The sequence below is a fragment of the Pseudomonas sp. JS425 genome, assembly GCF_018223845.1.
Lineage (GTDB): Bacteria > Pseudomonadota > Gammaproteobacteria > Pseudomonadales > Pseudomonadaceae > Aquipseudomonas > Aquipseudomonas asiatica.
This window is the reverse complement of sequence record NZ_CP073661.1, coordinates 1335075-1360054: the sequence shown is the minus strand read 5'-3', so window position 1 is coordinate 1360054 and position 24980 is coordinate 1335075. Positions and strand designations below refer to the sequence as shown.

The 24980-nt window shown below is 63.8% G+C and carries 23 protein-coding genes and 1 pseudogene; 7 read left to right on the top strand and 17 right to left on the bottom strand.

Annotated elements, in window-relative coordinates; translation table 11 throughout:
- Positions 1-6: 6 nt before the first annotated feature.
- The 12 genes from KDB76_RS06205 to ffh form a co-directional block, all read right to left on the bottom strand.
- Positions 7-288, bottom strand: a complete 282-nt coding sequence (locus KDB76_RS06205) for a DUF3509 domain-containing protein (protein WP_013971195.1) — start codon at positions 286-288, stop codon at positions 7-9.
- A 79-nt stretch (positions 289-367) separates the two neighbouring features.
- Positions 368-787 (bottom strand): response regulator, encoded by a 420-nt coding sequence (locus tag KDB76_RS06200; protein WP_013971194.1) that lies wholly within the window; start codon positions 785-787, stop codon positions 368-370.
- A 220-nt stretch (positions 788-1007) separates the two neighbouring features.
- Entirely contained in the window at positions 1008-2417 is a 1410-nt protein-coding gene (thrC, locus tag KDB76_RS06195; protein ID WP_010952565.1) for a threonine synthase, read from the bottom strand.
- A 58-nt stretch (positions 2418-2475) separates the two neighbouring features.
- Positions 2476-3780, bottom strand: a complete 1305-nt coding sequence (locus tag KDB76_RS06190; protein WP_003259434.1) for a homoserine dehydrogenase — start codon at positions 3778-3780, stop codon at positions 2476-2478.
- 83 nt (positions 3781-3863) lie between these two features.
- Complete coding sequence (locus tag KDB76_RS06185) at positions 3864-4607, bottom strand: DsbC family protein (protein WP_003259432.1); 744 nt, start codon at positions 4605-4607, stop codon at positions 3864-3866.
- A 153-nt stretch (positions 4608-4760) separates the two neighbouring features.
- Positions 4761-5657: a site-specific tyrosine recombinase XerD gene (gene xerD, locus KDB76_RS06180; protein WP_013971192.1), complete on the bottom strand. Its 897-nt coding sequence runs from the start codon at positions 5655-5657 to the stop codon at positions 4761-4763.
- Between the two features lie 170 nt (positions 5658-5827).
- Complete coding sequence (locus KDB76_RS06175; RefSeq protein WP_023660491.1) at positions 5828-6235, bottom strand: acyl-CoA thioesterase; 408 nt, start codon at positions 6233-6235, stop codon at positions 5828-5830.
- A 94-nt stretch (positions 6236-6329) separates the two neighbouring features.
- On the bottom strand, positions 6330-6680 hold the full coding sequence (rplS, locus tag KDB76_RS06170) for a 50S ribosomal protein L19 (protein ID WP_003252148.1): 351 nt from the start codon (positions 6678-6680) through the stop codon (positions 6330-6332).
- A gap of 42 nt (positions 6681-6722) precedes the next feature.
- Positions 6723-7475: a tRNA (guanosine(37)-N1)-methyltransferase TrmD gene (gene trmD / locus KDB76_RS06165; RefSeq protein ID WP_003252146.1), complete on the bottom strand. Its 753-nt coding sequence runs from the start codon at positions 7473-7475 to the stop codon at positions 6723-6725.
- Between the two features lie 3 nt (positions 7476-7478).
- Positions 7479-8015: a ribosome maturation factor RimM gene (gene rimM / locus KDB76_RS06160; RefSeq protein ID WP_013971190.1), complete on the bottom strand. Its 537-nt coding sequence runs from the start codon at positions 8013-8015 to the stop codon at positions 7479-7481.
- Positions 8016-8020: 5 nt separating this feature from the next.
- Entirely contained in the window at positions 8021-8272 is a 252-nt protein-coding gene (rpsP, locus tag KDB76_RS06155) for a 30S ribosomal protein S16 (RefSeq protein WP_003259424.1), read from the bottom strand.
- A 259-nt stretch (positions 8273-8531) separates the two neighbouring features.
- Positions 8532-9908 carry a signal recognition particle protein gene (gene ffh, locus KDB76_RS06150; protein ID WP_013971189.1) on the bottom strand — a complete coding sequence of 459 codons (1377 nt, stop codon included), beginning with the start codon at positions 9906-9908 and terminating at the stop codon, positions 8532-8534.
- 324 nt (positions 9909-10232) lie between these two features.
- Here ffh and ccsA point away from each other — a divergent pair, with 324 nt between their 5' ends.
- From ccsA to KDB76_RS06135, 3 genes are all read left to right on the top strand, one after another.
- Positions 10233-11042 (top strand): cytochrome c biogenesis protein CcsA, encoded by an 810-nt coding sequence (gene ccsA / locus KDB76_RS06145; RefSeq protein ID WP_013971188.1) that lies wholly within the window; start codon positions 10233-10235, stop codon positions 11040-11042.
- A gap of 9 nt (positions 11043-11051) precedes the next feature.
- Complete coding sequence (locus KDB76_RS06140; RefSeq protein WP_024086384.1) at positions 11052-12257, top strand: transporter associated domain-containing protein; 1206 nt, start codon at positions 11052-11054, stop codon at positions 12255-12257.
- Positions 12258-12532: 275 nt separating this feature from the next.
- On the top strand, positions 12533-13834 hold the full coding sequence (locus tag KDB76_RS06135) for an MFS transporter (protein WP_023663601.1): 1302 nt from the start codon (positions 12533-12535) through the stop codon (positions 13832-13834).
- Positions 13835-13948: 114 nt separating this feature from the next.
- Here KDB76_RS06135 and purT read toward each other — a convergent pair whose 3' ends face one another.
- The 5 genes from purT to KDB76_RS06110 all read right to left on the bottom strand — a co-directional run bounded on the left by purT (position 13949) and on the right by KDB76_RS06110 (position 17234).
- Positions 13949-15130: a formate-dependent phosphoribosylglycinamide formyltransferase gene (gene purT / locus KDB76_RS06130; protein ID WP_013971185.1), complete on the bottom strand. Its 1182-nt coding sequence runs from the start codon at positions 15128-15130 to the stop codon at positions 13949-13951.
- A 76-nt stretch (positions 15131-15206) separates the two neighbouring features.
- On the bottom strand, positions 15207-15674 hold the full coding sequence (locus KDB76_RS06125; protein WP_003252131.1) for a VUT family protein: 468 nt from the start codon (positions 15672-15674) through the stop codon (positions 15207-15209).
- 204 nt (positions 15675-15878) lie between these two features.
- Positions 15879-16076 carry a DUF1289 domain-containing protein gene (locus tag KDB76_RS06120; RefSeq protein ID WP_013971183.1) on the bottom strand — a complete coding sequence of 66 codons (198 nt, stop codon included), beginning with the start codon at positions 16074-16076 and terminating at the stop codon, positions 15879-15881.
- On the bottom strand, positions 16066-16590 hold the full coding sequence (locus tag KDB76_RS06115) for a gamma carbonic anhydrase family protein (protein ID WP_013971182.1): 525 nt from the start codon (positions 16588-16590) through the stop codon (positions 16066-16068). The genes KDB76_RS06120 and KDB76_RS06115 overlap by 11 nt, the downstream gene beginning before the upstream one ends.
- Positions 16591-16634: 44 nt before the next feature.
- Positions 16635-17234 carry a CoA pyrophosphatase gene (locus KDB76_RS06110; RefSeq protein WP_003252125.1) on the bottom strand — a complete coding sequence of 200 codons (600 nt, stop codon included), beginning with the start codon at positions 17232-17234 and terminating at the stop codon, positions 16635-16637.
- Between the two features lie 124 nt (positions 17235-17358).
- Here KDB76_RS06110 and KDB76_RS06105 point away from each other — a divergent pair, with 124 nt between their 5' ends.
- The 4 genes and pseudogenes from KDB76_RS06105 to KDB76_RS30140 all read left to right on the top strand — a co-directional run bounded on the left by KDB76_RS06105 (position 17359) and on the right by KDB76_RS30140 (position 24890).
- On the top strand, positions 17359-17910 hold the full coding sequence (locus KDB76_RS06105) for an NUDIX hydrolase (protein ID WP_013971180.1): 552 nt from the start codon (positions 17359-17361) through the stop codon (positions 17908-17910).
- A gap of 22 nt (positions 17911-17932) precedes the next feature.
- Positions 17933-18487 carry a L,D-transpeptidase family protein gene (locus KDB76_RS06100; protein ID WP_013971179.1) on the top strand — a complete coding sequence of 185 codons (555 nt, stop codon included), beginning with the start codon at positions 17933-17935 and terminating at the stop codon, positions 18485-18487.
- 160 nt (positions 18488-18647) lie between these two features.
- Positions 18648-20336 carry a ShlB/FhaC/HecB family hemolysin secretion/activation protein gene (locus tag KDB76_RS06095; protein WP_038408792.1) on the top strand — a complete coding sequence of 563 codons (1689 nt, stop codon included), beginning with the start codon at positions 18648-18650 and terminating at the stop codon, positions 20334-20336.
- Between the two features lie 27 nt (positions 20337-20363).
- Positions 20364-24890, top strand: a pseudogene (locus KDB76_RS30140) (hemagglutinin repeat-containing protein).
- Positions 24891-24980 lie beyond the last annotated feature (90 nt).

Sequence of the window (24980 nt, the reverse complement as noted above, 5' to 3'; positions counted from 1 at the left end):
AACCACTCAGGCAAAGGTTCCATGGGGTTGCTGGCGCTGCTGCAATGCCGCGATCACACAGGGCTGCAAACGCCCTTCGGCGATCTGCAGGTCACGGTGAAGGCCATCCACCAGGTCGACCAACAGGCGTTGTTCCTGCAACTGGCGTTCGCTCACCGTGCGTCGCAAGGTAATGCCGGCGAGGCGGTCATGAACGGTCAGTTGGCGATTACCCTGGGCATCGGCTATGCCGAGGTGGGTCTGATAAGGGGTCAGGGCTTCGTTGAGCAGTCTGCAGATTCTTTCCATCCGGATCACTCGCTGCGTGGTGGGATATAGAGGAACTGACCAACAGACGCAGCGGAAAGTTCGTTACACCGCGGCTGCTTCAGTGAGCATGCGGGGCGGACGTGACAGTTTGAATACGCCGCCACGGGCGCACCTGCAGTGCCTGCAGAGCGCGCTGCAGGCTTGGCATCGACAGCGGCCAGGGCAGTTCGGCGAGCACCCACAGGCCCCGGTTTCTGGCCTCTTGGGCAAGGTTGCGGCGCTCGGGGGTAGCCTGGCCGACGAACAGCAAAGCACGAGTTCGGTGCTGCTGTTCGAGCAAGGCAAGGCCGGCCCGGGTTGGCATGGCGTGGTCAAGGATCAGCAGATCGGGGCGGTGATCGGCGTTCAGGCAGGCGTCGAGGTCTGCACTGGTTTCGCTGATGCGCACATGGAACATGCCCTGAGCGTTGAGGGCCTGGTGCAGGAGGATCTGATGGGATGGGCGAGCCTGGTGGATCAACACGTAGGGCTGGTGCATGAGCCGCTCCTGATGGGAGGACCGGCTAATTTAGGCGTTGCGCTGGGCGACCTGAATAGGATGTTTCTGATGGAGCAGTGGGAAGATTCGGATAATTAGACCTGCTCCGCAGCCCATCGCCGGCAAGCCAGCTCCCACAGAGATTGCACATGACCTTGGGTCTATGTGGTCGGGGTGGGAGCTGGCTTTCCGGCGATGGGCCGCAGTGCGGCCCCGATGCTTACAAAGGCTTGCCGCGGTTACCATGCTGGCTGACAAAGCCCTGCACGGCCTTCAGGTCATTGGCCAGCACCGTGCAACGCTCTTCACGGCTGAACAGGTCGCTGAGGTGCGCTGGCAGCTCCAGCGCCTTGCCAACACCGGCCTTCTCCACCGCTTCCGGGAACTTGACCGGGTGCGCGGTACCCAGCACCACCATCGGCGTGTCCAGGCTGCGGCGGCACTCGCGGGCGGCCTTGACGCCGATAGCGGTGTGCGGGTCGAGCACTTCGCCGGTAGCGGCGAACACTTCGGCGATGGTTTCGCAGGTCTGCTCGTCGCTCACTGCCAGCGAGTCGAACAGCTTGCGCGCTTCGGTCCAGCGGTCTTGCTCGACGCTGAAACCGCCACCTTGCTTGAAGTTGGCCATCAGCTCGGCAATGGCGCCGCCGTTGCGGCCGTGCAGGTCGAACAGCAGGCGCTCGAAGTTGGACGAGACCATGATGTCCATCGACGGCGACAGGGTCGCGTGCAGGGTTTCCTTGACATACTGGTTGCCGCTCATGAAGCGGTGCAGGATGTCGTTGCGGTTGGTGGCGACGATCAGCTGGCTGACCGGCAGCCCCATGTTACGTGCCAGGTAACCGGCGAAGATGTCGCCGAAGTTGCCGGTCGGCACCGAGAACGCCACGGAACGCGCCGGGCCACCCAGCTGCAGGGCAGCGTGGAAGTAGTAGACGATCTGGGCCATGATCCGCGCCCAGTTGATCGAGTTGACCGCAACCAGGCGGGTGCCCTTGAGGAACGACTGGTCGGCGAAGCTGGCCTTGACCATTTCCTGGCAGTCGTCGAAGTTGCCTTCGATGGCGATGTTGTGGATGTTGTCGCCGAAGATGGTGGTCATCTGCCGGCGCTGCACTTCCGACACGCGCTGGTGCGGGTGCAGGATGAAGATGTCGACGTTGTCGCAACGGCGGCAACCTTCGATGGCGGCGGAACCGGTGTCACCGCTGGTGGCGCCGATGATCACCACGCGCTCGTTGCGCTTGGCCAGCACGTGGTCCAGCAGGCGGCCGAGCAGTTGCAGGGCGAAGTCCTTGAACGCCAGGGTCGGGCCGTGGAACAGCTCCAGCACCCACTCGTTGCTGTTCAATTGACGCAGCGGGGCAACCGCGGCGTGGGCGAACTCGCCGTAGGTTTCCTCGAGGATCTTCTTGAAGTCGGCGTCGGCGATGCTACCTTCGACGAACGGGCGCATCACCCGGAAAGCAAGTTCGTGGTACGGCAGGCCAGCCCACGAGGCGATTTCTTCCTGGGTGAAGCGTGGCAGGTTTTCCGGGACGTACAGGCCGCCGTCGCTGGCCAGGCCAGCCAGCAGGACGTCTTCGAAATTGAGGGCCGGAGCCTGGCCGCGGGTACTGATATAGCGCATGGGTGCAAACCTTCGATACTGGGGCCGGGGCCGCGCTGGCGGCCCCACGGCACTATTGTTAGTTGAGCTGCTCGACGCGAATGCGCACGACCTTGCCGATGACGTCCTGCAGGGCTTCCAGGGCGACGATGGCGTCGTTGATGCGCTGCTCGACCACGCGATGGGTCAGCAGGATCATCGGCACCAGGCCGTCCTGTTCCTCGGCTTCCTTCTGCATGATCGACTCGATGTTGATGCCACGCTCCGAGAGGATGCTGGCCACCTGGGCCAGTACGCCAGGGTGATCCTTGGCCTGGATGCGCAGGTAGTAGGCACTTTCGCAGGCTTCGATCGGCAGGATCGGGTGGGCCGACAGCGAATCCGGCTGGAAGGCCAGGTGCGGCACGCGGTTTTCCGGGTCGGAGGTCATGGCACGGACCACATCCACCAGATCACCGACCACCGACGAAGCGGTAGGCTCCATGCCGGCACCGGCGCCGTAGTACAGGGTGGAGCCAGCGGCGTCGCCGTTGACCATGACGGCGTTCATCACGCCGTTGACGTTGGCGATCAGGCGGTCGGCCGGGATCAGCGTCGGGTGTACGCGAAGCTCGATACCTTCGGCAGTGCGGCGGGCCACACCCAGGTGCTTGATGCGGTAGCCCAGGGCCTCGGCATAGTTCACGTCAGCAGTGGTCAGCTGGGTGATGCCTTCGGTGTAGGCCTTGTCGAATTGCAGCGGGATGCCGAAAGCGATCGAGGCCAGGATGGTCAACTTGTGCGCGGCATCGATGCCTTCAACGTCGAAGGTCGGGTCGGCTTCGGCGTAACCCAGCGCCTGGGCTTCGGCCAGCACGTCCGGGAAGGCGCGGCCCTTCTCACGCATTTCGGTGAGGATGAAGTTGCCGGTGCCGTTGATGATGCCGGCCAGCCAGTTGATGTGGTTGGCCGACAGGCCTTCGCGGATGGCCTTGATCACCGGGATGCCACCGGCCACGGCCGCTTCGAAGGCGACGATCACGCCCTTCTCGCGGGCCTTGGCGAAGATTTCGTTGCCGTGCACGGCAATCAGCGCCTTGTTGGCGGTGACCACGTGCTTGCCGTTTTCGATGGCCTTGAGCACCAGTTCGCGGGCCACGGTGTAGCCACCGATCAGCTCGATGACAATGTCGATCTCCGGGTTGCTCGCAACTTCGAACACATCAGCGGTAATGGGGGTACCGGTAATCTGGCAGTTCGGGTTCTGCGAGCGCATGGCAATCTGTGCCACTTCAATACCGCGCCCGGCACGGCGGGCGATCTCCTCGGCGTTGCGCTGAAGTACATTGAAGGTTCCGCCACCGACGGTCCCCAACCCACAGATGCCTACTTTGACCGGTTTCACTGTGAACTCCCCATTGAACGGCCGGCACCTATGCCGACCGTGAAACATGCCGTCACCCCATGACGACGGCGTACTGAATTGGATTACTTGGCCAGTGCCAGCTTGGCGACCTGCGGTGCCGGCTGGTAGCCCGGAATGACCTGGCCGCTTTCAAGGACAATCGCCGGCGTGCCATTGACGCCGATCGACTGGCCCAGCTGGAACTGCTTGCTGACCGGGTTGGCGCACTTGGCGGCCTTGATTTCCTCACCCTCGACCATCTTGTCCATCGCCGCACGGCGGTCGCTGGAACACCAGACAGCCTGCAACTGCTGGTCACCCGACGAACCGAGGCCCTGGCGCGGGAAGGCGACATAGCGCACTTCGATACCGCGGCGGTTGAGCTCGGGCACCTCGGCGTGCAGCTTGTGGCAGTACGGGCAGGTGGTGTCGGTGAACACGGTGATGTGCGACTTGGTCTCGCCTTTGGCAGGATAAACCACCATCTCGGCGGCTGGAATGCCGTTGATGAGCTTGGCAATGCCCAGGCGCTCGGTCTTCTCGGTGAGGTTGACCGGCTTGCCGTCCTGGATCTGGAACAGGTAGCCCTGCATCACGAACTGGCCGTCGCCGCTGGCATACAGCACGCGGCCGCCCTGCAGCTTGACTTCATAGAGGCCGCTGACCGGGCTGCTGGCCACGCTTTCGACGGGCACTTCCAGCTCAAGGTTCTGCAATGACTTACGGATGGCCTGCTCGGCAGCAGCATTGCTATCGGTTGCCGCGGCAGCGGCAAAGGTACTGGCCAGCGCCAACGCGGCGGCGGCGAAAAACTGGGTCACGCGCATGGGAACTCCTGAAGGCGGACAGGGGCCGGAGGGCGCCACCTGCGGAAAATACGCGGTGACCGTGCGGCCCTTGGTGCAAACCGCTCAAGCCTACCACATCACACCGCCGGTGAAGGGCCTTGCAAGGACCGGTCGGCGGAACATGAAAAACATTCATCCACGCGGGTGGTGCTGGGCATGCAATTGCTGCAGGCGGGCCTTGGCGACATGGGTGTAGATCTGCGTGGTCGAAAGGTCACTGTGGCCCAGCAGCATCTGCACCACGCGCAGGTCGGCACCATGGTTGAGCAGATGAGTAGCGAAGGCATGGCGCAGGGTATGCGGCGACAGCGGTTTGTCGATACCGGCGACCCGGGCATGGTGCTTGATGCGATGCCAGAAGGTCTGGCGGGTCATCTGCTCGCCACGCTGGCTGGGGAACAAGACATCGCTGGGGCGGCCATTGAGCAGTTCGGCGCGGCCATCGCGCAGGTAGCGCTGCAACCAAAGCACCGCCTCTTCGCCCATGGGCACCAGGCGCTCCTTGCTGCCCTTGCCCATCACCCGCAGCACGCCTTGGCGCAGGTTGACCTGGTCGAGGGCCAGGCTGACCAGTTCGGTGACCCGCAGGCCGCAGGCGTAAAGCACTTCGAGCATGGCGCGGTCACGCTGGCCAATGGCTTCGCCCAGGTCCGGGGCCTGCAGCAAGGCTTCGACGTCGGCTTCGGACAACGACTTGGGCAGCGGCTTGCCCAGTTGCGGCATGTCGACTTGCAGGGTCGGGTCGATGGCCACCAGCTTTTCCCGCAGCAGGTAGCGGAAAAAACCGCGCAGGCCGGACAGGAAGCGTGCCGTGGAGCGCGGCTTGTAGCCTTGGTCGAGGCGCCAGGCCAGGTGGTCGATAATCAGGTCGCGGCCGGCGTCGGGCAAGCTGACGCCGTGTTCCTGCAGCCAACCGTTGAACAGGGCCAGGTCGCTGCGGTAGGACATGCGGGTGTTGTCGGACAGGCCCTTTTCAAGCCACAGGGCGTCGAGGAACTGGTCGATCAGGGGGTGGTCTAGGGCGGGCATTCGGGGCTGCTGGGTGTTGGAGGTGGCTTAGTGTTTCACAGCAGCATAATTGTTGTCTGTACTGGCCTCTTCGCGGCTAAAGCCGCTCCCACAGAGATATCACCGCCCTTGAGGTATGTGCGATCCCTGTGGGAGCGGCTTTAGCCGCGAAAGGGCCAGTGCAGGAGAACTCAGGCCTGGGGCAAAACCGGCACCGGCCGCTTGTCCTCGTCGATGGCGACGAAGCTGAACACCCCGTGAATCGCTCGCTCGCGCCCATCCAGGTACATGTTCTCGACGAACACATCCACCTGCACCTGCAAACTGGTATTACCCACCTTGATGACCGTCCCCACCAACTCGACGATCGAGCCCGCCGGTATCGGGTGCTTGAAGTCGATGCGGTCAGTGGACACGGTCACCAGTGGCAGGCGGCAGAAGCGCGTGGCAGCAATGAACGACACTTCGTCCATCCAGGCCAGGGCGGTGCCGCCGAACAGGGTGTTGTGGTGGTTGGTGGTGTTGGGGAACACCGCCTTGGTCACGCGGGTCACCGACAGCTCGGTGCGGCGCAGGATTTCCTGGTCTCGGGTAGTCATGGCAATCACATCTTCGGGGGGTCAAAACGCAAAAAAGCAGCCCGAAGGCTGCTTTTTTCTCGCTAGGCGGCCTCGGCCACCGGGCAAACTGCACTCAGGACAGTTTTTCCTTGATGCGAGCGGCTTTGCCGGACAGGTCGCGCAGGTAGTACAGCTTGGCTTTACGCACGTCACCACGACGTTTCACGGCCAGGCTGTCGATTTGCGGGCTGTAGGTCTGGAAGGTACGCTCTACGCCAACGCCGCTGGAGATCTTGCGCACGGTGAAGGCGCTGTTCAGACCGCGGTTACGCTTGGCGATAACGACGCCTTCGAACGCCTGCAGACGGGAACGCTCACCTTCCTTCACTTTAACCTGAACGACAACGGTGTCGCCTGGTGCGAAGGTCGGGATTTCCTTGCTCATCTGCTCGGCTTCGAGCTGCTGGATGATCTTGTTGGTCATGCTGTGCTCCTAAGATGGATACGTGATCCACCATCGATACGTTTAACTATCGTCCCGCTCGCGGAGATATTCCTCGAGCAGCTTCTTCTCTTCTCCAGAAAGCGAGCGACTTTCCAGAAGATCGGCGCGTCGTTCGAAGGTCCTACCAAGGGACTGCTTCATTCTCCAACGCCGGATGTGTGCATGGTTGCCACTTAGCAACACGTCGGGAACACGCTGATCCGCATACACCTCAGGTCGGGTGTAGTGCGGGCAATCGAGCAGACCGTCGGTGAAGGAATCTTCTTCCGCCGAGTCCACATGCCCTAAAGCTCCGGGCAGCAGCCGTGTAACCGCATCGATCAGTACCATGGCCGGCAGCTCGCCACCGGAAAGCACATAGTCGCCAATCGACCACTCCTCATCGACATGAGCCTCGATAAAGCGCTCGTCGATGCCTTCATAACGACCGGCGATCAGGATCAACGATTCCTGTTCGGCCAGGCCTTTGACCGCCTGCTGAGTCAGCTTGCGGCCTTGTGGCGAAAGGTAGATCACCTTCGCCGCTGCTCCGGTCGCTTGCCTGGCGCTAACCAGGGCGTCTTCCAGAGGCTTGATTTTCATTACCATGCCCGGACCACCGCCAAACGGCCGATCATCCACCGTGTGGTGACGATCTGTGGTGTAGTCCCGCGGGTTCCAGCAAGTCACCTGAAGCAACCCCTGTTTCACCGCGCGGCTGGTAATGCCGTACTCCGTGATGGCCGAGAACATCTCGGGGAACAACGTGATGACGTCTACGCGAAGGTTACCCATCGTTTAGAAGTCCGCGTCCCATTCAACCCGCATCACGCCTGCTTCCAGGTCGACGTCGAGCACGCATTGCGCCGTATAGGGCAACAGACGCTCGCGATCATCCAGGCTGCCTGCGCAGGGCTTGACCACCATTACATCGTTCGCACCGGTCTCCAACAGGTGATCGACCTTGCCGAACAGTTGTTCGTCCTGGTTGATGACCTTCAGGCCGACCAACTGGTACCAGTAGTACTCGTCAGCAGCCAGGTTGGGCAAAAGGCTCCGCGGAATGCAGATTTCGTAACCGCTCAGAAGACGGGCTTCATCGCGATCATCGAGGCCTTTCAGCTTCACGACCAGGCCCTTCTGGGAGCCACGACCGTTGACCAGCTCGACCTGCTTTACCTTGCCTTCGTGCCGAAGCGTCCAGCGCGGATAATCCAACAGGTTTTCAATCGGATCGGTAAAGGAATACACCTTCACCTCGCCGCGAACGCCGTGAACCGAAAAAATCTTGCCAACGACGATGAGGTCGTCAGCCTTTTCTGGCGTCGCGTTCATACTACTCAGGCAGCAGCCTTGGCAGCGTCCTTCAGCAGCTGAGCAACGCGCTCAGACGGCTGTGCACCCTGGCTCAGCCAGTAGTTGACGCGCTCTTGGTTGACCGACAGCTTGACTTCGGCGCCAGCAGCGATCGGGTTGAAGAAACCTACGCGCTCAACGAAACGGCCGTCACGGGCGTTACGCGAGTTGGTCACGGTCAGGTGGTAGAATGGGCGCTTTTTCGAGCCGCCACGGGCCAGACGAATGGTTACCATGTGAACATCGTTCCTATAGTCGGTGCTGCAGTTGATACAGCAGCTGGTACTGCAAATCTGAATGCCAAATAGGCACACGGGTGCCCAAAAGGCCGCATATTCTCGGGGAATACACGGACATTTGCAAATGACTTTTTCGGCAAGGCCCTGCCCTGCCGTCCAGATCTGCCGGTTGAGCCGCGAAATCCGCGGCCATTGCCCCGCCACGGCGGGGGTTCTGGACGCCTGCCGGACAAACGGCAGGCCCCCGGAATAGGGGTTACAGCTTCGGCATGCCGCCGCCCGGCAGCATCCCGCCAAGGCCGCGCATCATCTTGGCCATGCCGCCCTTGGCGGAGAATTTCTTCATCATCTTCTGCATTTGCTTGTGCTGCTTGATCAGGCGGCCGACGTCCTGCACCTGGGTGCCGGAACCGATGGCAATGCGGCGCTTGCGCGAGCCGCTGATCAGCTCCGGATCACGGCGCTCGGCCGGGGTCATGGAGTTGATGATCGCTTCCATCTGCTTGAACTGCTTCTCGGCGGCGCCCTGGGCGTTGCCCATCTGCGACAGGTTGACCCCGCCGATGCTCGGCAGCTTGTCCATCAGGCCGCCGAGGCCGCCCATGTTCTTCATCTGCTGCAGCTGGTCACGGAAGTCTTCGAGGTCGAAGCCCTTGCCCTTCTTCAGCTTCTTGGCCAGCTTGTCGGCCTTGGCCTTGTCGATGTTCTGCTCGGCCTGCTCGATCAGGCTGAGCACGTCACCCATGCCGAGGATGCGCGAGGCGACGCGGTCGGGGTGGAACGGTTCGAGGGCTTCGGTCTTCTCGCCCATACCGATGAACTTGATCGGCTTGCCGGTGATGGCACGCACCGACAGCGCGGCACCGCCACGGGCGTCACCGTCGACCTTGGTCAGCACCACGCCGGTCAGCGGCAGCGCCTCGCCAAAGGCCTTGGCGGTGTTGGCGGCGTCCTGGCCGGTCATGGCGTCGACCACGAACAGGGTCTCGATCGGCTTGACCGCGGCATGCAGTGCCTTGATCTCGTCCATCATGTCGGCGTCGATGTGCAGACGGCCGGCGGTGTCGACGATGACCACGTCGATGAACTTCAGCTTGGCTTCGCGGATGGCCGCTTCAGCGATGGCCACCGGCTTCTGGCTGATGTCGGACGGGAAGAAGGTGACGCCGATGTCGTTGGCCAGGGTTTCCAGCTGCTTGATCGCCGCCGGGCGGTAGACGTCGGCGGACACCACCATCACGCTCTTTTTCTTGCGCTCCTTGAGGAAGCGCGCCAGCTTGCCGGCGGTGGTGGTCTTACCGGCACCCTGCAGGCCGGCCATCAGCACCACGGCTGGCGGAGCGGCGTTCAGTGCGAGGTCTTCGTTGGCCGCGCCCATCAGGCTTTCCAGCTCGGCCTGGACGATCTTCACGAACGCCTGGCCCGGGGTCAGGCTGCGCGACACCTCGGTGCCGACTGCACGATCCTTGACGCTGTTGACGAAATCCTTGACCACCGGCAGGGCAACGTCGGCCTCGAGCAGGGCCATGCGCACTTCGCGCAGCGTGTCCTTGATGTTGTCTTCGGTCAGCTTGGCCTTGCCGGTGACATGGCGCAGCGTCTGTGACAGGCGGTCGGTCAGGTTTTCGAACATGGTGATCCTTTCAGGCCCAGTAAAAGCCGAGGTTTGTCAGGCGCCCAGGGGGGAATGCATACCCGCCGGGCACAGCAAGGCGGCGATTATAGCGAAGTGCGGCGGCGGCGCACACCTTGCTGGCGGCCTGGTAGATATTCGGTGGCTGTGCCGGCCTCTTCGCGGGTGAACCCGCTCCCACAGGGCCTGCACCACATTCGAAACCGGCGCCGTACCTGTGGGAGCGGGTTCACCCGCGAATGCCGTACCGCGGTCCGCCAGTCTTCCTAGACCAGCGCGATCTATGCCAAACTCCGTCTCTTTAAGGCTCGCCAACCAGGACTTATGTTCTCCTCACCCAGCCTCATCCCCAACCTGATCGCCGCCGGCCTATATATAGCTGCGGCCATCTACCAGGGCTCTTACCTTGCCCAGAACCGCAAGGCCGACAAGCGCCTGCTTGCCCTGCTGGGTGCCTTCGCGGTACTCGCCCAGGCCGGTGCGCTGTTCTTCCAGCTGATCACCCCGCTGGGCCTGAGCCTGGACTTCTTCAGTGCCGCCAGCCTGATCGCCGTGGCGGTCATCGCCCTGACCCTGCTGGCCTGCTTGCGCATACCCGTGGAAAACCTGTTGGTGCTGCTGTTCCCGCTGGGCGCGGTGACCGCGCTGCTGGCCCAGTTCGCGCCCCCCGGCACGGTGCCGCTGGTCAACGAAGAGCCGGGTATCCTCGCGCATATCCTGCTGTCGATCCTGGCCTATGGGCTGTTCACCATTGCGGTGTTCCAGGCCCTGCTGTTGCTGCTGCAGGACCGCCAACTGAAGAACAAGCACCCGTCCGGGCTGATCCGCAACTTCCCGCCGCTGCAAACCATGGAAAGCCTGCTGTTCGGCTTCCTCTGGGCTGGCTGGTGCCTGCTGTCGCTGTCGCTGATCTCCGGCTGGCTGTTCCTCGACAACCTGTTCGCCCAGCATCTGGTACACAAGACCCTGCTGGCCTGTATCGCCTGGGTGGTGTTCAGCGTGCTGCTGTGGGGCCGCACCCGCCTGGGCTGGCGTGGCCACAAGGCCATCCGCTGGACGCTGGCCGGTTTCTGCCTGCTGATGCTGGCCTATTTCGGCAGCAAGCTGGTTCGCGAATTCATCCTGCATATCTGACGGCCGCCCATGGATACCCTGCCGTACGCACCGCTATTCGGCACCCTGGCACTGGCCCTGTTGTGGTCGGCGCTGTTCACCGCGGTGGACGCCGCCCGCCTGCAACTCAATGGCACGCTGCGCACCGGCGAGGACGGCCAGCCCGTGCTGCCGGCCCAGGCCCTGGTGCTGTGCGCCAGCCTGGGCAAGCTGCTGGTGCTGGGCCTGGCCTGCCTGCTCGGCCAGCGCCATAGCGGCGAGCACGGCTTCTGGCTGGCCGGGTTGGCCGCCACCCTCGTCCTGCTGGTGTTTGCCGAATACCTGCCGCGGCGCCTGGCCCGGCGCAACCCGCAAGCGTTCGTCAGCCTCGGCACCAGCCTGCTGAAAGTACCCCTCGCCCTGCTGCAACCGCTGGCCTGCCTGCTGGATGGCATGGCCAAGCTGATCCTGCGTCCGTTCCGCGTGCAACCCACGGCCGTGGCCCTGCACCCGCAGGAAGCCGACGAATTCGACGAGGATGAGGAACACGAAGCACCGCGCCACGGCCTGCTCGACGGCCTGCAGTCACTGGACAAGATGACCGTCAACGACATCCTGGTACCGCGCAACGAAGTGGACGGCATCAGCCTCGACGAGCCGATCGAGCGCATCATCGAGCAACTGATCGTCAGCCGCCACACCCGCCTGCCGGTGTACCACAGCGACATCAACCAGGTTGAAGCAATCCTCAATACCAAGCTGATCAGCCACCTGCTGCCCAAGGCCGAGCTGACCCTGGAGATGCTGCTCGGCGCCTGCTACGAGCCCTATTTCGTACCCGAGAGCACGCCCCTGCAAATGCAGCTGCTGAACTTCCACAAGCAGCAGCGCCGCCTGGGCGTGGTGGTGGACGAATACGGCGAGGTGCTGGGCATCGTCACCCTGGAAGACATCCTCGAAGAGATCGTTGGCGAGTTCGAGGATGAACACAGCCTGGACAACCCCCACGTGCACCCACAGCCCGATGGCACTTTCGTCATTGACGGCACCGCTTCGCTGCGTGAAATCAACCGCAGTCTGGGCTGGCACCTGCCCTGCGACGGCGGGCCGAAAACCCTCAACGGGCTGGTCACCGAAGCGCTGGAAAGTATCCCGGAAAGCGCCGTTTGCCTGAAGATCGGCCGCTATCGCCTGGAAATCCTCGAAACAGAGGACAATTGTGCCAGCAAGGTACTGGTGTGGACCGTGACCCGATAGCTATACTCGGGTCACGCTTACCCAGCCCCGCCGTCCCGCCTGCTACCCGCACCCGGCGCTCCACGGCCAGTCCGCTCCACTGACACGCCCCGCGGTCCTGCTTCAACACCCCGAACAGTGCCCGCCCCCGCCCCTATCCCCCTTGGGCTATCGTCAGTCGGGCGCACACAACAACAAAACGCTCCGGCGCCCGCGCCACCGTGCCTGCCCTTTTGCATTGCACGCCGCGGGGCTTATCCCAATGGAGCCGGACCAGACTGTCAGGGACCTATTCAATGACAACCAGCAGCACCTATGCCGAAGCGCCTGCCGCGCCGGTCAACTCGCCCGCGCGGGTAGCCACCGCCAGCTTCATCGGCACCGCCATCGAGTTCTACGATTTCTACGTCTACGCCACTGCCGCCGCCCTGGTGATCGGCCCGGTGTTCTTCCCGTCCGGGTCAGGCACCGCGCAGATGCTGGCGGCCTTCCTCACCTTCGGTATCGCCTTCCTGGCGCGCCCGCTAGGCTCGGCACTGTTCGGCCACTTTGGCGACCGTATCGGCCGCAAGTCGACCCTGGTCGCCTCGCTGCTGCTGATGGGCGTGTCCACCACGGCCATCGGTGTGCTGCCAGGATATGAAAGCATTGGTGTATGGGCGCCGATCATCCTCTGCCTGCTGCGCTTTGGCCAAGGCCTGGGGCTGGGTGGCGAATGGGGTGGCGCGGCCTTGCTGGCCACCGAGAACGCGCCCGAAGGCAAGCGCGCCTGGTTCGGCATGTTCCCGCAGCTGGGCCCGTCGATCGGCTTTTTGGCCGCCAACGGCCTGTTCCTGACCCTGGCCCTGGTGCTCAGCGACGAGCAGTTCCGCGAGTGGGGCTGGCGCATTCCGTTCCTGCTCAGCGCCGCGCTGGTCCTGGTGGGCCTGTATGTGCGCCTGAAGCTGGAAGAAAGCCCGGTGTTCGCCAAGGCCGTCGCCCGCCACGAGCGGGTGAAAATGCCGGTGGTCGACCTGTTTTCCAGATACTGGCTGCCGACCCTGCTGGGCGCAGCGGCGATGGTGGTGTGCTACGCGCTGTTCTACATCTCCACGGTGTTCTCGCTGAGCTATGGCGTGACCACGCTGGGCTACAGCCGCGAAACGTTCCTTGGCCTGCTGTGCTTCGCGGTGGTGTTCATGGCCCTGGCCACACCACTGTCGGCCTGGCTCAGCGACCGCTACGGGCGCAAACCGGTGCTGATCGTCGGCGGCCTGCTGGCAGTGGCCTCGGGCTTTACCATGGAGCCGCTGCTGACTTCGGGGTCGACCGCAGGTGTGGCGCTGTTCCTGGCCATCGAATTGTTCCTGATGGGCGTGACTTTTGCGCCGATGGGGGCACTGCTGCCTGAACTGTTCCCGACCCACGTGCGTTATACCGGCGCTTCGGCGGCCTATAACCTGGGCGGCATCGTCGGCGCATCGGCGGCACCGTTCTTTGCCCAGAAGCTGGTGAGCATGGGTGGGTTGAGCTGGGTGGGGGGTTATGTGTCGGTGGCGGCGTTGATCAGCTTGATTGCCGTGCTGTGCCTGAAAGAGACCCGCAATACGCAGCTGTAAGTAATTGGGGCCGCGTTGCGGCCCTTCGCGGGCACGCCCGCTCCCACAGGGGTAGCGCCGAAACCTGTGGGAGCGGGCGTGCCCGCGAAGGGCTGCAACGCAGCCCCAATCGGATCAGAACTCGACCTTGACCGCCTGCGAAGCACGGGTCGCCTTGGCACGCGCCGCTTCGACCGACTCATCACGCGCCAGGCACACGCCCATGCGGCGGGTACCGTTGATTTCCGGCTTGCCGAACAGGCGAATGGCGGTATCCGGCTCGCTCAGCGCCGCACCCAGGTTGGCAAAGCTGGTCTGCTGCGACTGCCCCTCGGGCAAGATCACCGCCGAAGCAGAAGGGCCGAACTGGCGCACTACCGGAATCGGCAGGCCAAGAATGGCACGGGCATGCAGGGCAAACTGCGACAGGTCCTGGGAAATCAGGGTCACCAGGCCGGTGTCATGCGGGCGTGGCGAGACTTCGCTGAACCACACCTGGTCGCCCTTCACGAACAGTTCCACGCCAAACAGGCCACGACCGCCCAGGGCATCGGTGACCGCCTTGGCCACCCGCTGCGATTCGGCCAGCGCCTTCGGGCTCATGGCCTGCGGCTGCCACGATTCCTGGTAGTCACCCTTCTCCTGGCGGTGGCCGACTGGCTCGAGGAAGGTGGTGCCACCGACGTGGCGCACGGTCAGCAGGGTGATTTCGTATTCGAAGTCGATGAAGCCCTCGACGATGACCCGGCCTTTGCCGGCGCGGCCGCCTTCCTGGGCGTAGGCCCACGACTTCTGCAAGTCGGCATCGCTGCGCAGCAGGCTCTGGCCCTTGCCCGACGAGCTCATCACCGGTTTGACCACGCACGGGTACCCGACATCGGCCACGGCCTTGGCGTAGTCTTCGTAGGTGTCGGCGAAGTGGTACGGCGAGGTTGGCAGGTCCAGCTCTTCGGCGGCCAGGCGGCGGATGCCTTCACGGTTCATGGTGAGCTGGGTGGCGCGGGCGGTCGGCACCACGTTGAAACCTTCGTTTTCCAGCTCGACCAAGGTGGCGGTGGCGATGGCTTCGATTTCAGGGACGATGTAGTGCGGCTTCTCGGCCTCGATCACCGCGCGCAGGGCCACGCCATCGAGCATGTTGACCACGTGGCTGCGGTGCGCCACCTGCATTGCCGGGGCATTGGCGTAGCGGTCGACGGCGATCACTTCGACGCCCAGGCGCTGCAGCTCGATCACCACTTCCTTGCCCAGCTCGCCACAGCCGCAGAGCAGTACACGGGTCGCGGTGGGCGACAAGGGGGTTCCGATACGGGTCATTTCAGGTCCTCGAAGGCGTCCGGGGCCGCACCAGGCTTGGCGCCGCCCGCTGAAAAAGGACCGCTATTCTACACCATCAACCCGCCACGGCGGCCCGCCGGGCGCGAAATGCCATGGCCAGCCACACGGCGGTGACACCAGCGAATTTCGAGGCCATGGCGGTGCCGATCACGGCTGGGGTCAGGGCACCGATCATGCCGAAGAAGATGAAGGTGTCGACCGGGATGCTCAGCGCCGAGCTCAGCCACAGGCGGTCGCGCAGCGGTCGGCGGGTGATGCTGAACACCAGCCAGTCGATAAGTTCGGAAATGAAGAAGGCGGTGGCGCTGGCCAGGGCTATGGCCGGTTCCGAGGTGACGTAGGACAGCACCAGCGCCGCCAGCATGGCGACCAGAGCGCCATGGCCGAAGCGGGTTTGCACCATGTCGCGCAGGATGAACACCAGGCCGCCCCAGGCGGACCAGATGATGTCCAGGTGTGGCGCGCTGGAGAAGGCGTAGTTGATCAGCACTACGCTGCTGATGTAGGCAATCAGATAGAACATGGCTGGTAGTCTGTGGGCAAGCCGCACAGATTACCGCTGGCTGGTTCGCGGGTAAACCCGCTCTCAAAGGTACAGCTTCAGGTTCGAGGGCTGCGCAGTACCTGTGGGAGCGGATTCACCCGCGAAGAATCCAACACGGTGGATGGCACCGGCTGCGCCGGTGTTCGCGGGTGAACCCGCTCCCACAGGGGGGGCGAGTCAGCCCTACAGGATGAGGCCGGCCTCTACTGCCCTTTCATGGCAAAGTTTGAGCACCGCCCGGCGTTCGTCGTTGTCCATCCGCCCCCAGCGGCCGATCTCGGCCACGGTTCGCTGGCAACCTGTGCAGATATCCTGCTCGTCCAACGCACAGATACTCACGCACGGCGAGGCTACCGGGCGCTCCACTACATCACTCATCATCAACCACCAACTCCCGTGCATAACGCTGGGCATTGTGCACGTAATGCGCGGCACTGGCTTCGAGCATGCGTTTCTGCTGTTCGGTCAGCTCGCGCACCACCTTGCCCGGCGAACCCACCACCAGCGAACCGTCGGGGATCTCCTTGCCTTCTGCAATCAGCGCATTGGCGCCAATGATGCAATGCTTGCCGATGCGCGCGCCATTAAGGATCACCGCATTGATACCAACCAGGCTGTAGTCGCCCACCGTGCAACCATGCAGCATGGCGTTGTGGCCAACGGTCACGCCCTTGCCCAGGGTCAGCGGCGAGCCCATGTCAGTGTGCATCACCGTGCCATCCTGCACGTTGCTGCCTTCGCCAATGTCGATCAGCTCGTTGTCCCCGCGCAGCACCGCGCCAAACCACACGCTGGCATCGGCCTGCAGGCGCACCTTGCCGATCAGCGTGGCGTTGGGTGCGGCCCAACTGGTGGGGTGGCTCTCGACCCGCAGGTCGCCCAGGCGGTATTTCATGCTTGCTCCTCAGGCTGCAACGCAGACGACGGGGTTGGCCCCGCTCAGTTTTCGATGTAACGCTCAGGGGGCTGGTGCAGGCTGATGCCGGCATCGAACAGCAGGTTGACCAGTTCGACGATCATGATCGCCGACAACCCCCAGATCTTGTATTCGCCATAGCGATAGCTGGGCACATACCAGCTGCGCCCCTGGTAATCGATACGGTGGGTATGGTCGCGCGGGTCCTGGCGGAAGAATTCCAGCGGCACGGTGAATACTGCCGCGATCTCGGCATCATTGGCACGGTATTCGACAAAATCGGGGATGAGCCCGACGAATGGCGTCACTTTCAGGCCGTGCAGCGAAATCAGCGGGCTGAGCGGGCCGATCACTTCCACCAGGCCTGGTGGCAGGCCGATTTCTTCTTCGGCTTCACGTAGCGCGGTGAACACCAGGTCCGGGTCTTCCGGGTCGCGGCGGCCACCGGGAAAGGCCACTTCGCCGCCGTGGGTGGACAGGCCCTTGGCGCGCAGGGTCAGGACCAGCTCGGGCGCTTCGCTGCGGGTAATGGGCAAGAGGACCGCCGCTTCGGGGAACCGCCGGTCGGTTTCCAGTGATGCGGGTTGGTGGTTGCTCATTCGGCGAAGTAGCTCGTCCAGCATTGCGCACGCTCATATCCAAGGCCTGCCTTGCATGATGCACCAAAGGCGCGAAGCACCCAAGCCCCGTGCGCTTGCGACGGCACGGCCGGCGCGCCAAGATAGCCCGAAGCAAAAGGAACGACACATGAAATTCTGCAGCGCGTGCGGCCAGCCGGTCACTCAGCGGATCCCCGAGGGCGACAGCCGCCTGCGGTATGTCTGCGGGGTTTGCCAGACCATCCACTACCAGAACCCCAACATCGTCGCCGGCGTGTTGCCGACCTGGGGCAGCCAGGTGTTGCTGTGCCGGCGCGCCATCGAGCCACGCCGCGGCTTCTGGACCCTGCCCGCCGGTTTCATGGAAAACGGCGAAACCCTGGACCAGGCCGCCCGTCGCGAAACCGTCGAGGAGGCCTGCGCCCGGGTCGGCAGCATGAGCCTGTACCAGCTGTTCGACCTGCCACACATCAACCAGGTGCACGTGTTCTTCCGCGCCGAGCTTGCGGACCTTGATTTCGCTGTCGGTGTCGAAAGCCTGGAGGTGCGGCTGTTCGAGGAACATGAGATTCCGTGGGGCGAGCTGGCTTTCCGCACCGTCACTCGCACACTAGAATGCTACTATCGCGATCGCATCGGGCAGCACTACCCCATAGGCCATGAATACCTGCCGCCGATGAACGTCTCGCCCACCACCTAGAAGCCTTTAGGGATACCGTTACATGCGCTGGTTGCTTGCCCTTTTCTGCCTTTGCGTTACCTCGGTGTCCCAGGCGGCCTTCACCGAGACCATCATCCGCAAGCCCCAGCCGGCAGTGCAAACCCCGTCGCCTTCGCAGCAGGCCATGCAACCGCTGATCGACAAGGTGCTGGTGATCAAGTCCGAGCGCCGTCTGCAACTGATCAGCCGTGGCGAACCGCTGAAGACCTACCGCATCTCGCTGGGCAAGCAGCCAAAGGGTGCCAAGGAGCGCGAAGGCGACAAGAAAACCCCCGAGGGCCTTTACTGGCTGGACTGGCGTAAGCAAAGCGACCGTTTCAACCTGGCCATACACATCAACTACCCGAACATCAACGACGCGGCCCGTGCCACTCGTGAAGGGGTGAGTGCCGGCAGCATGATCATGATCCATGGCACGCCGATCAACGACGAGTATCCGGAGTGGTACTTCCACACCCTGGACTGGACGGATGGGTGTATTGCCATGCGTAACCGCGACATGCAGGAAGTTTGGGACCTGGTGCGGGATGGCACGTTGATCGAAATTCGGCCCTGATAGCGGGCCTTTCAACTGATGCTGTAGGAAGCTTCCCACCATCAGGCAAGAACGCGCCCTACAAGCGCTTAGGCCGGGTACTGCATCCAGGCGAACCCCTTAATTTTTAGCATCCACGCAGACGAGTACGAAATCCGTACATCATTTGCGGGGTGCTTCAATGCCGTTCCACATTCATCGCGCCACCTGCTGGGCGCTCACCTGCTGCCTGTCAGGTTTGCTGGCCGCACCACAGGCGTTGGCCGACGACCCGGCCAGCCAGCAACTGCGCGATCAGCAGCGTGGGCTGCAACAGCTGGAACAGCAACAGCGGCTGGAACGCTGGCAGCGCCAGCCCGCCCCGGCTGAAAGCCACGACACCACCGCCCCCCTCCCGCACGACCAGCGCTGCTGGGCCATCACCGGCGTACGCGTGGCCGGCAACCGCGAGCTTTCCGACTCGGCGCTAACGCCAACCCTCCGCAGGTTCATTACCCCGTGCATGGGTATCGCGGAAATCAACGGGCTGCTGAAAGCCATCACCCAGCGCTATGTGCAAGCCGGATACCCGACCAGCCGGCCCTACCTGCAGCAACCTCCACAAAACGGCGCACCGCTGAATCTGGTCATCGTCGAGGGGTTCGTCGAGTCCATCGAAATGGCCGGCCCCGAGTTGCCCCTGTCGCTCCCCGGCGCGTTTCCCGGCCTGCTCGGGCAGCCACTGTTCCTGCCAGCCCTGGAGCAAGGCCTCGACCAGCTCAACCGGCTGCGCGCTTATGACCTGTCCGCAGAGTTGCTGCCCGGCGAACTGCAGGGCGGCACCCGGGTTGTCGTGCAGCCGCGCAAGGTGGCCTCGCGCGGGCACTTGGACAGCCGCTTCGACAACCGCGGCAGCGACCTGACCGGGCGTCATCGCCTGAACTTAGGCTTCGGCCTGGACAGCCCGCTGGGCCTCAATGATGACCTGCGCCTGTCGCTGTACGGCACGGTGCTTGATGCGCCCGGGCAAAGCCAAGGCATCTCGCTGTACTACAGCATCCCCTACGGCGCCTGGACCTTCGCGCTCAGCGCCAGCGAGCTGCGCTACGAGGCGCCGCTCCCCCACAGCCGCCAGGTAGCCGACGGCAGCAGCAGCAGCAGCTACCAGGGCCTGAGCGTCGAGCGGGTGCTGTGGCGCAACCAGCAAGGCATGCTCAGCGCCAGCGCCCGGCTGGACCGCAAGCAGATGGTCAACCGCAGCGCGGGCGCGGTGATCGTCCAGCAGAGCCCCACCCTGGTCTCCTTGGAAGCGGGTATCAACCTGCTGTGGCTCCAGGGCGGCCTGTGGAATGGCTACCTCGGTGTCGCCCAGGGCGTCGATGCCTTCGGCGCCGACCGCTCACCGCTGGGAGCGGAACGCCTGCGCCCGGATTTTCGCAAGTACCGCGCCAACCTGCTGCACCTGCGCCAGGGCCCGGCCAGCCACCCATGGCGCTGGCAGAGCGAACTGGCTCTGCAATACAGCAGTGACCCGCTACCCGCCGTCGAGCAGTTGCTGGCCAGCGACGATTCGGCCGTGCGCGGGTTTCGCCTGCGTACCTACTCCGGCGCCAGCAGCGCCGTCTGGCGCAACACCGTCAGTCAGCCGCTGCCGGAGCGCTGGACGGCTCCCCTGCAGGTACGCCCCTACATCGGCCTGGACCTGGGCTGGACCCGCACTGCCGAAGGCAAGCCTTCACAACGCCTCGCCGGGGCCACTGCCGGTGCCGAACTGAGCCTGCCCGGCAGCCACCTGCGCCTGGGCTACCAACGGGCACTGTACGCCAGCGACTCGCCCCGCCCGCTGCTGGAACCCGGTTTCTGGGTAGTGGAACTGGCCCTGACCATCTGATTCACCCACAACAAAGAGAACGAGAACATGCAAACACTCTCGCAGTCACCGTATTCCCGCCCGGATATCTTGCGCTGGGCCATCTTCCTCGGCCTGCTCGGGCCCGGCGCCGCACTGGCCCAGGGCGGCCTGGCAGCAACCAGCGGCCCCGGTGGTACACCGGTCATCAACGACGGCCACGGCGTCCCGGTCATCGATATTGTCGCGCCAAACGCCAACGGGCTGTCGCACAACCAGTTCCTCGACTACAACGTCGACCGTTCAGGATTGGTGCTGAACAATGCCACCCAGGCCGGGCAGTCGGAACTGGCCGGTGCCCTGGCGGCCAACCCGCAATTCCAGGGCCAGGCCGCCTCGACCATCCTCAACGAGGTGGTCAGCCGCAACGCCTCGCTGATCGAAGGGCCACAGGAAATCTTCGGCCGCCCGGCCGACTACATACTGGCCAACCCCAATGGCATCACCCTCAACGGCGGCAGTTTCATCAACACCACACGCGCCGGCTTCGTGGTGGGTACCCCCGAGTTCGAGGGCCAGCAACTGAAGTACCTCGACACGCTCAACGCCAGCGGTACCCTGCAAGTGCTCGAGGGCGGCCAGCGAAACCCCAACGGCGCCCTCGAGCTGATTGCCCCGCGCGTGGACAGCAAAGGGCTGCTGATGGCGCGCAACTCCATCGATATCACAGTGGGTCGCAACCGTATCGACAGCAGCAGCGGCGAAATTGTCGAGCACCTGCCCGGCACCCCTTCCAGCATCGATGCCAGCCTGTTCGGTGCCATGCGCGCCGGGCGCATTCGCGTGGTGAGCACTGCAGAAGGTGCTGGTGTGCGTGTGGGGGCATCGCAGCTGCTTGGCATCGACGGGGTCGACATCCAGTCGGCCGGCGCCCTGCAGGTCAGCGGCAAGGCCGACAGCCCCGTCGAACTGCATAGCGAACAGGGCGATCTGCGGCTGACCGCTGCCGATGACCTGACACTCGAAACCGTCGACGGGCAAGCTCGGCGAATCGAGGCCAAGGCGGGCAAGAAGCTCACGCTGGATGCCACAACCCGCGAGAACATCGAGCGCGACAGCGACAGCTGGAACAAGAAGTTCCTGTTCGTCACCCGCGAAACCTACAACCGCGAAACTACCACCACCCAGCAGCAGCAACAGGGCAGCCGCTTGCAAGGCAAGGACAGCGTGCTGCTGCAATCCGCTGACGACATGCGCCTGGTGGCTGCCAAAGTGGATGCTGGCAATGAGCTGACCCTCGACAGCGGCGCCAACCTGGCCATCGCTGCCGGCATCGACAGCCAGCACACCGAAGAGCAGGTTCGCCACCGCAAGGACTTGTGGCGCGGTGACAGTGATACCGACCAGTACAAGGAAACCGCACAAGGCAGTGCGCTCCAGGCCCAGCGCATGACGCTCAAGGCCAAGAATACTGTCGATGTGAAGGGGAGCAGCCTGCACAGCCGCGGCGACATGGCGATCGAAGCCAAGGAGGCAAACATCGCTACCACCGCCCTGCAGCAGCGCGGTACCCGGCGCAACTATCGCGGCGACCTGGTATCCGGCACCTTCTTTGGCGACCGCAAGGGTAACGACAGCGAAGGCCAGGCCGTTGCCGGCAGCAGTGTCACGGCGGATGGCAAGCTTACCGTGACAGCTGACCAGGTAGCCATCAAGGGCAGTACCGTGTTCGGCAAGGAGGACTCGGTGCTCTACAGCACAAAAGGTTCACTGGCCATCGAAGCCGACCATGGTCGCACCACCTCTACCGACCGTACCAGCGACAGCAAGCTGTTCGGCCTGATTGGCAGCGACCGCGAGAACACCGAACGTACGCAACAGGTGCTTACCAGCGACGTCAGCTCGGCCACCAATTTGCGCCTGGCCAGCGCCGAGGAAATGCGCATCCAGGGGGCCAAGGTCGTAGCGGGCGAGCACCTGCAGGTAGAGGCCAAGGGCGACCTGCTGATTACCAGCGCACAAGGGGTTGACGAGCGCGAAACCCGTAACCAGCAACGTGGTTTCACTGCCAGCGCCAAGCAGACCCAGGAGGCCGAGGATGGCAAGCCCGAGTCCCGCCAGTATTCGGCCGGCATTGCCTATGACGTCGCCACCACCAGCAGCAGGTAGCGCACCAGCAGCCAGGTCGCCAGTGAGCTCGAGGGCGCCTCGGTGAGCCTTGGCAGCAGGGCTCACCTGCAAGTCAACGGTTCCACGGTGAAAGCCGCCGCAGGCGACCTCGATGTGCAGGCCCAAAAGGTGACCCTGGGGGCAACCCGCAATGACCACGACACCACCACCAGCACCACCCAGAGTGGCGGCGGCTTGACGGTGACCGGCGGCATCGACCGGCTGGGCAGCTTGTTCGAAGGCCATCACAACCGCCAGGTGCAGACTGAACGCGACAGCAAGGCGCAACGCAGCACATTGCAGGCCAGCGGCGACCTGAAGCTCAAAGGCGATGAACTGGTCACCGAGGCCGCACGCGTCAAGGCTGGCAACACTCTGCAGGTAACGGCCAAACGTATCGACAACCGCGCGGTGCAGGATACCGAGGAACGTGAACAAAGCCGTGACGACTGGTCGGGCAGCCTCGGCGCCAGTGTCGAGTATCGCGACCTTACCCGCCCCATCGAACGCCTGGTGCTGGGCGAAGAAGCCGCACGCTTCCAGCAAGCCTCCCCCGAAGACGCCATGGCGCCGCCCAGTGTCGGCGCCGACATGACCGTGGACCACCTCAAGCGCCTGGAAAACCAGCGCCGCGGCTTTGCCCAGGTGAGCGAGTTGTCCGGAGCCAAGGTCGAAGTCAAGGCCGACAACATCACCGACCAAGGCACCGCCTGGCGCGCCAACGCCGGCAAGCTGCAGATCGAGGCCCGACAACACCAGATGCAGGCGGCCGAGAACACCCAGGAAAATACCGTGCAACGCCTGGCCTACGGCGGCGATGTTCGCCTGGACACCAGCACCGGCGAAGACCTCAATGTACGCGCCGCCGGCAAAGGCGGCTCGCTGGACAAAAAGGACAGCACCAGCAGCGCCGTACCCGGCAGCCTGTATGGGCAACAGGGCATCCAGGTGCAATTGGGCAGCTCAGGCCACTATGAAGGGACGCGCATCGATGGCGGTGAAGGCAGCGTGGTCATGAGCAGTGCCGGTTCGCTGACATTGCCCCAGGCAACCGATCAGGTCGAACAGCAGTCACGCCAGCTCGATGGCAATGCCTGGGCCAAGGTCGGCAACCGCCCGGGCAGCACCGGCGTCGATGGCCGGGGCTACCTCGACCACGGCCAGAGCCAGAGCACGCAGCTCAAGGCCCAGGTGGCGCAGATCGACGCCAAGGGCCAGGTACAGCTGAGCAGTGGCGGCGACCTGTTGCTCGAAGGCACACGCATTGGCAGCCGTGAGGCCAAGACCGGCGACATTCAACTGCAAAGCGGCGGTCGGCTGCAGGTCAAGGCGGCCAGCGATACCCAGAACGCTACCGGCGCCAAGATGGGCGGCGGCGTGGAGCTGGCGGTCAAGGCTGGCGACACCAAGGGCGGTGCCATCGGAGGCCACTTCAGCCACGGCAAGCAGGATGAAGAGGCACGCCAGGCGGTGAATGCCCTGTTCGCCAGCAACGGCACAGTGACCCTGGGCAGCAGCGCCCGCGAGAATGTCGCCCTGCACCTTGAGGGCCTGCAGGCTTCGGCCGAACAAATAACCCTCGACGCATCGAATGGGGGCATGCTGGTGGAAGCGTCATCCAGCCAGGAGCGACGTGACAACCTCGACATCACCGCCGGGGCCGGCTTCGACATGGCCAAGGGCGCGCTCGATACTCGCGGCCTGCATGGCCGCGTCAAAGTGGAGCTCGACAAGCGCGACAACCTCACCTGGAATGCCAGCGACCTGCGCGCCGAGCGCATCGACTTGCAAAGCCGCGGCGATACCCGCCTCGAAGGCACCACCGTGGAAGCTGGGCATATCAAGGGAATGATCGATGGCGACCTGCGTATCGCCAGCCGCAAGGACAGCGTCGATACCCTGAGCGTGAAAGGCGATGCCCGCCTGAGCCAGGAGAAAAACCCGCGGGGCTACGTCAACGCGGCCACTTCGGTGGCAGGGCCGCTGGGGAGCAAGGTGAATGAAAAAGCTGGCTCCGCCCTGAGCAAGGCAGACCCGGGGCTGTCGCCCACTTTCAGCCTCGACGTGTCGCACGTGCAGCGCGACAGCGTAGGCCAGCAGGCCACGCTCAAAGGTAGCGACGGCATCGACCTGCAGGTTGGTGGCAAAGCTCAGCTGGTGGGGGCACGCTTGCAGTCGGCCAAAGGAGATGTGGTACTCGACGCCAACTCGGTTAGCCGGGAAACACTGAGCGGTAACGACTATCGCCGGGATGTGTCGATCGATGCGTCCAACTCGCCAGTGGACCTGGGCACCGCGGTGGCCGAAATGGCCAAGGGCAAGGGTGCGGCGGATGGGGAAAATGCACTGGACCTGGGGTTGTTGAGGACCAGTGGGCACAATCGCAGTGAGCAGTGGGCTTCGAGTGTGCAGGGCAAGAAAATCTGAGGCAGGCGCCGCGCTGGAGGGCACGGGCTTCGTGCCCTCTTTTAGCATTTGGGCCAGACAGTTGATTGGTTGTAGGAGCGGCAAGCCAGC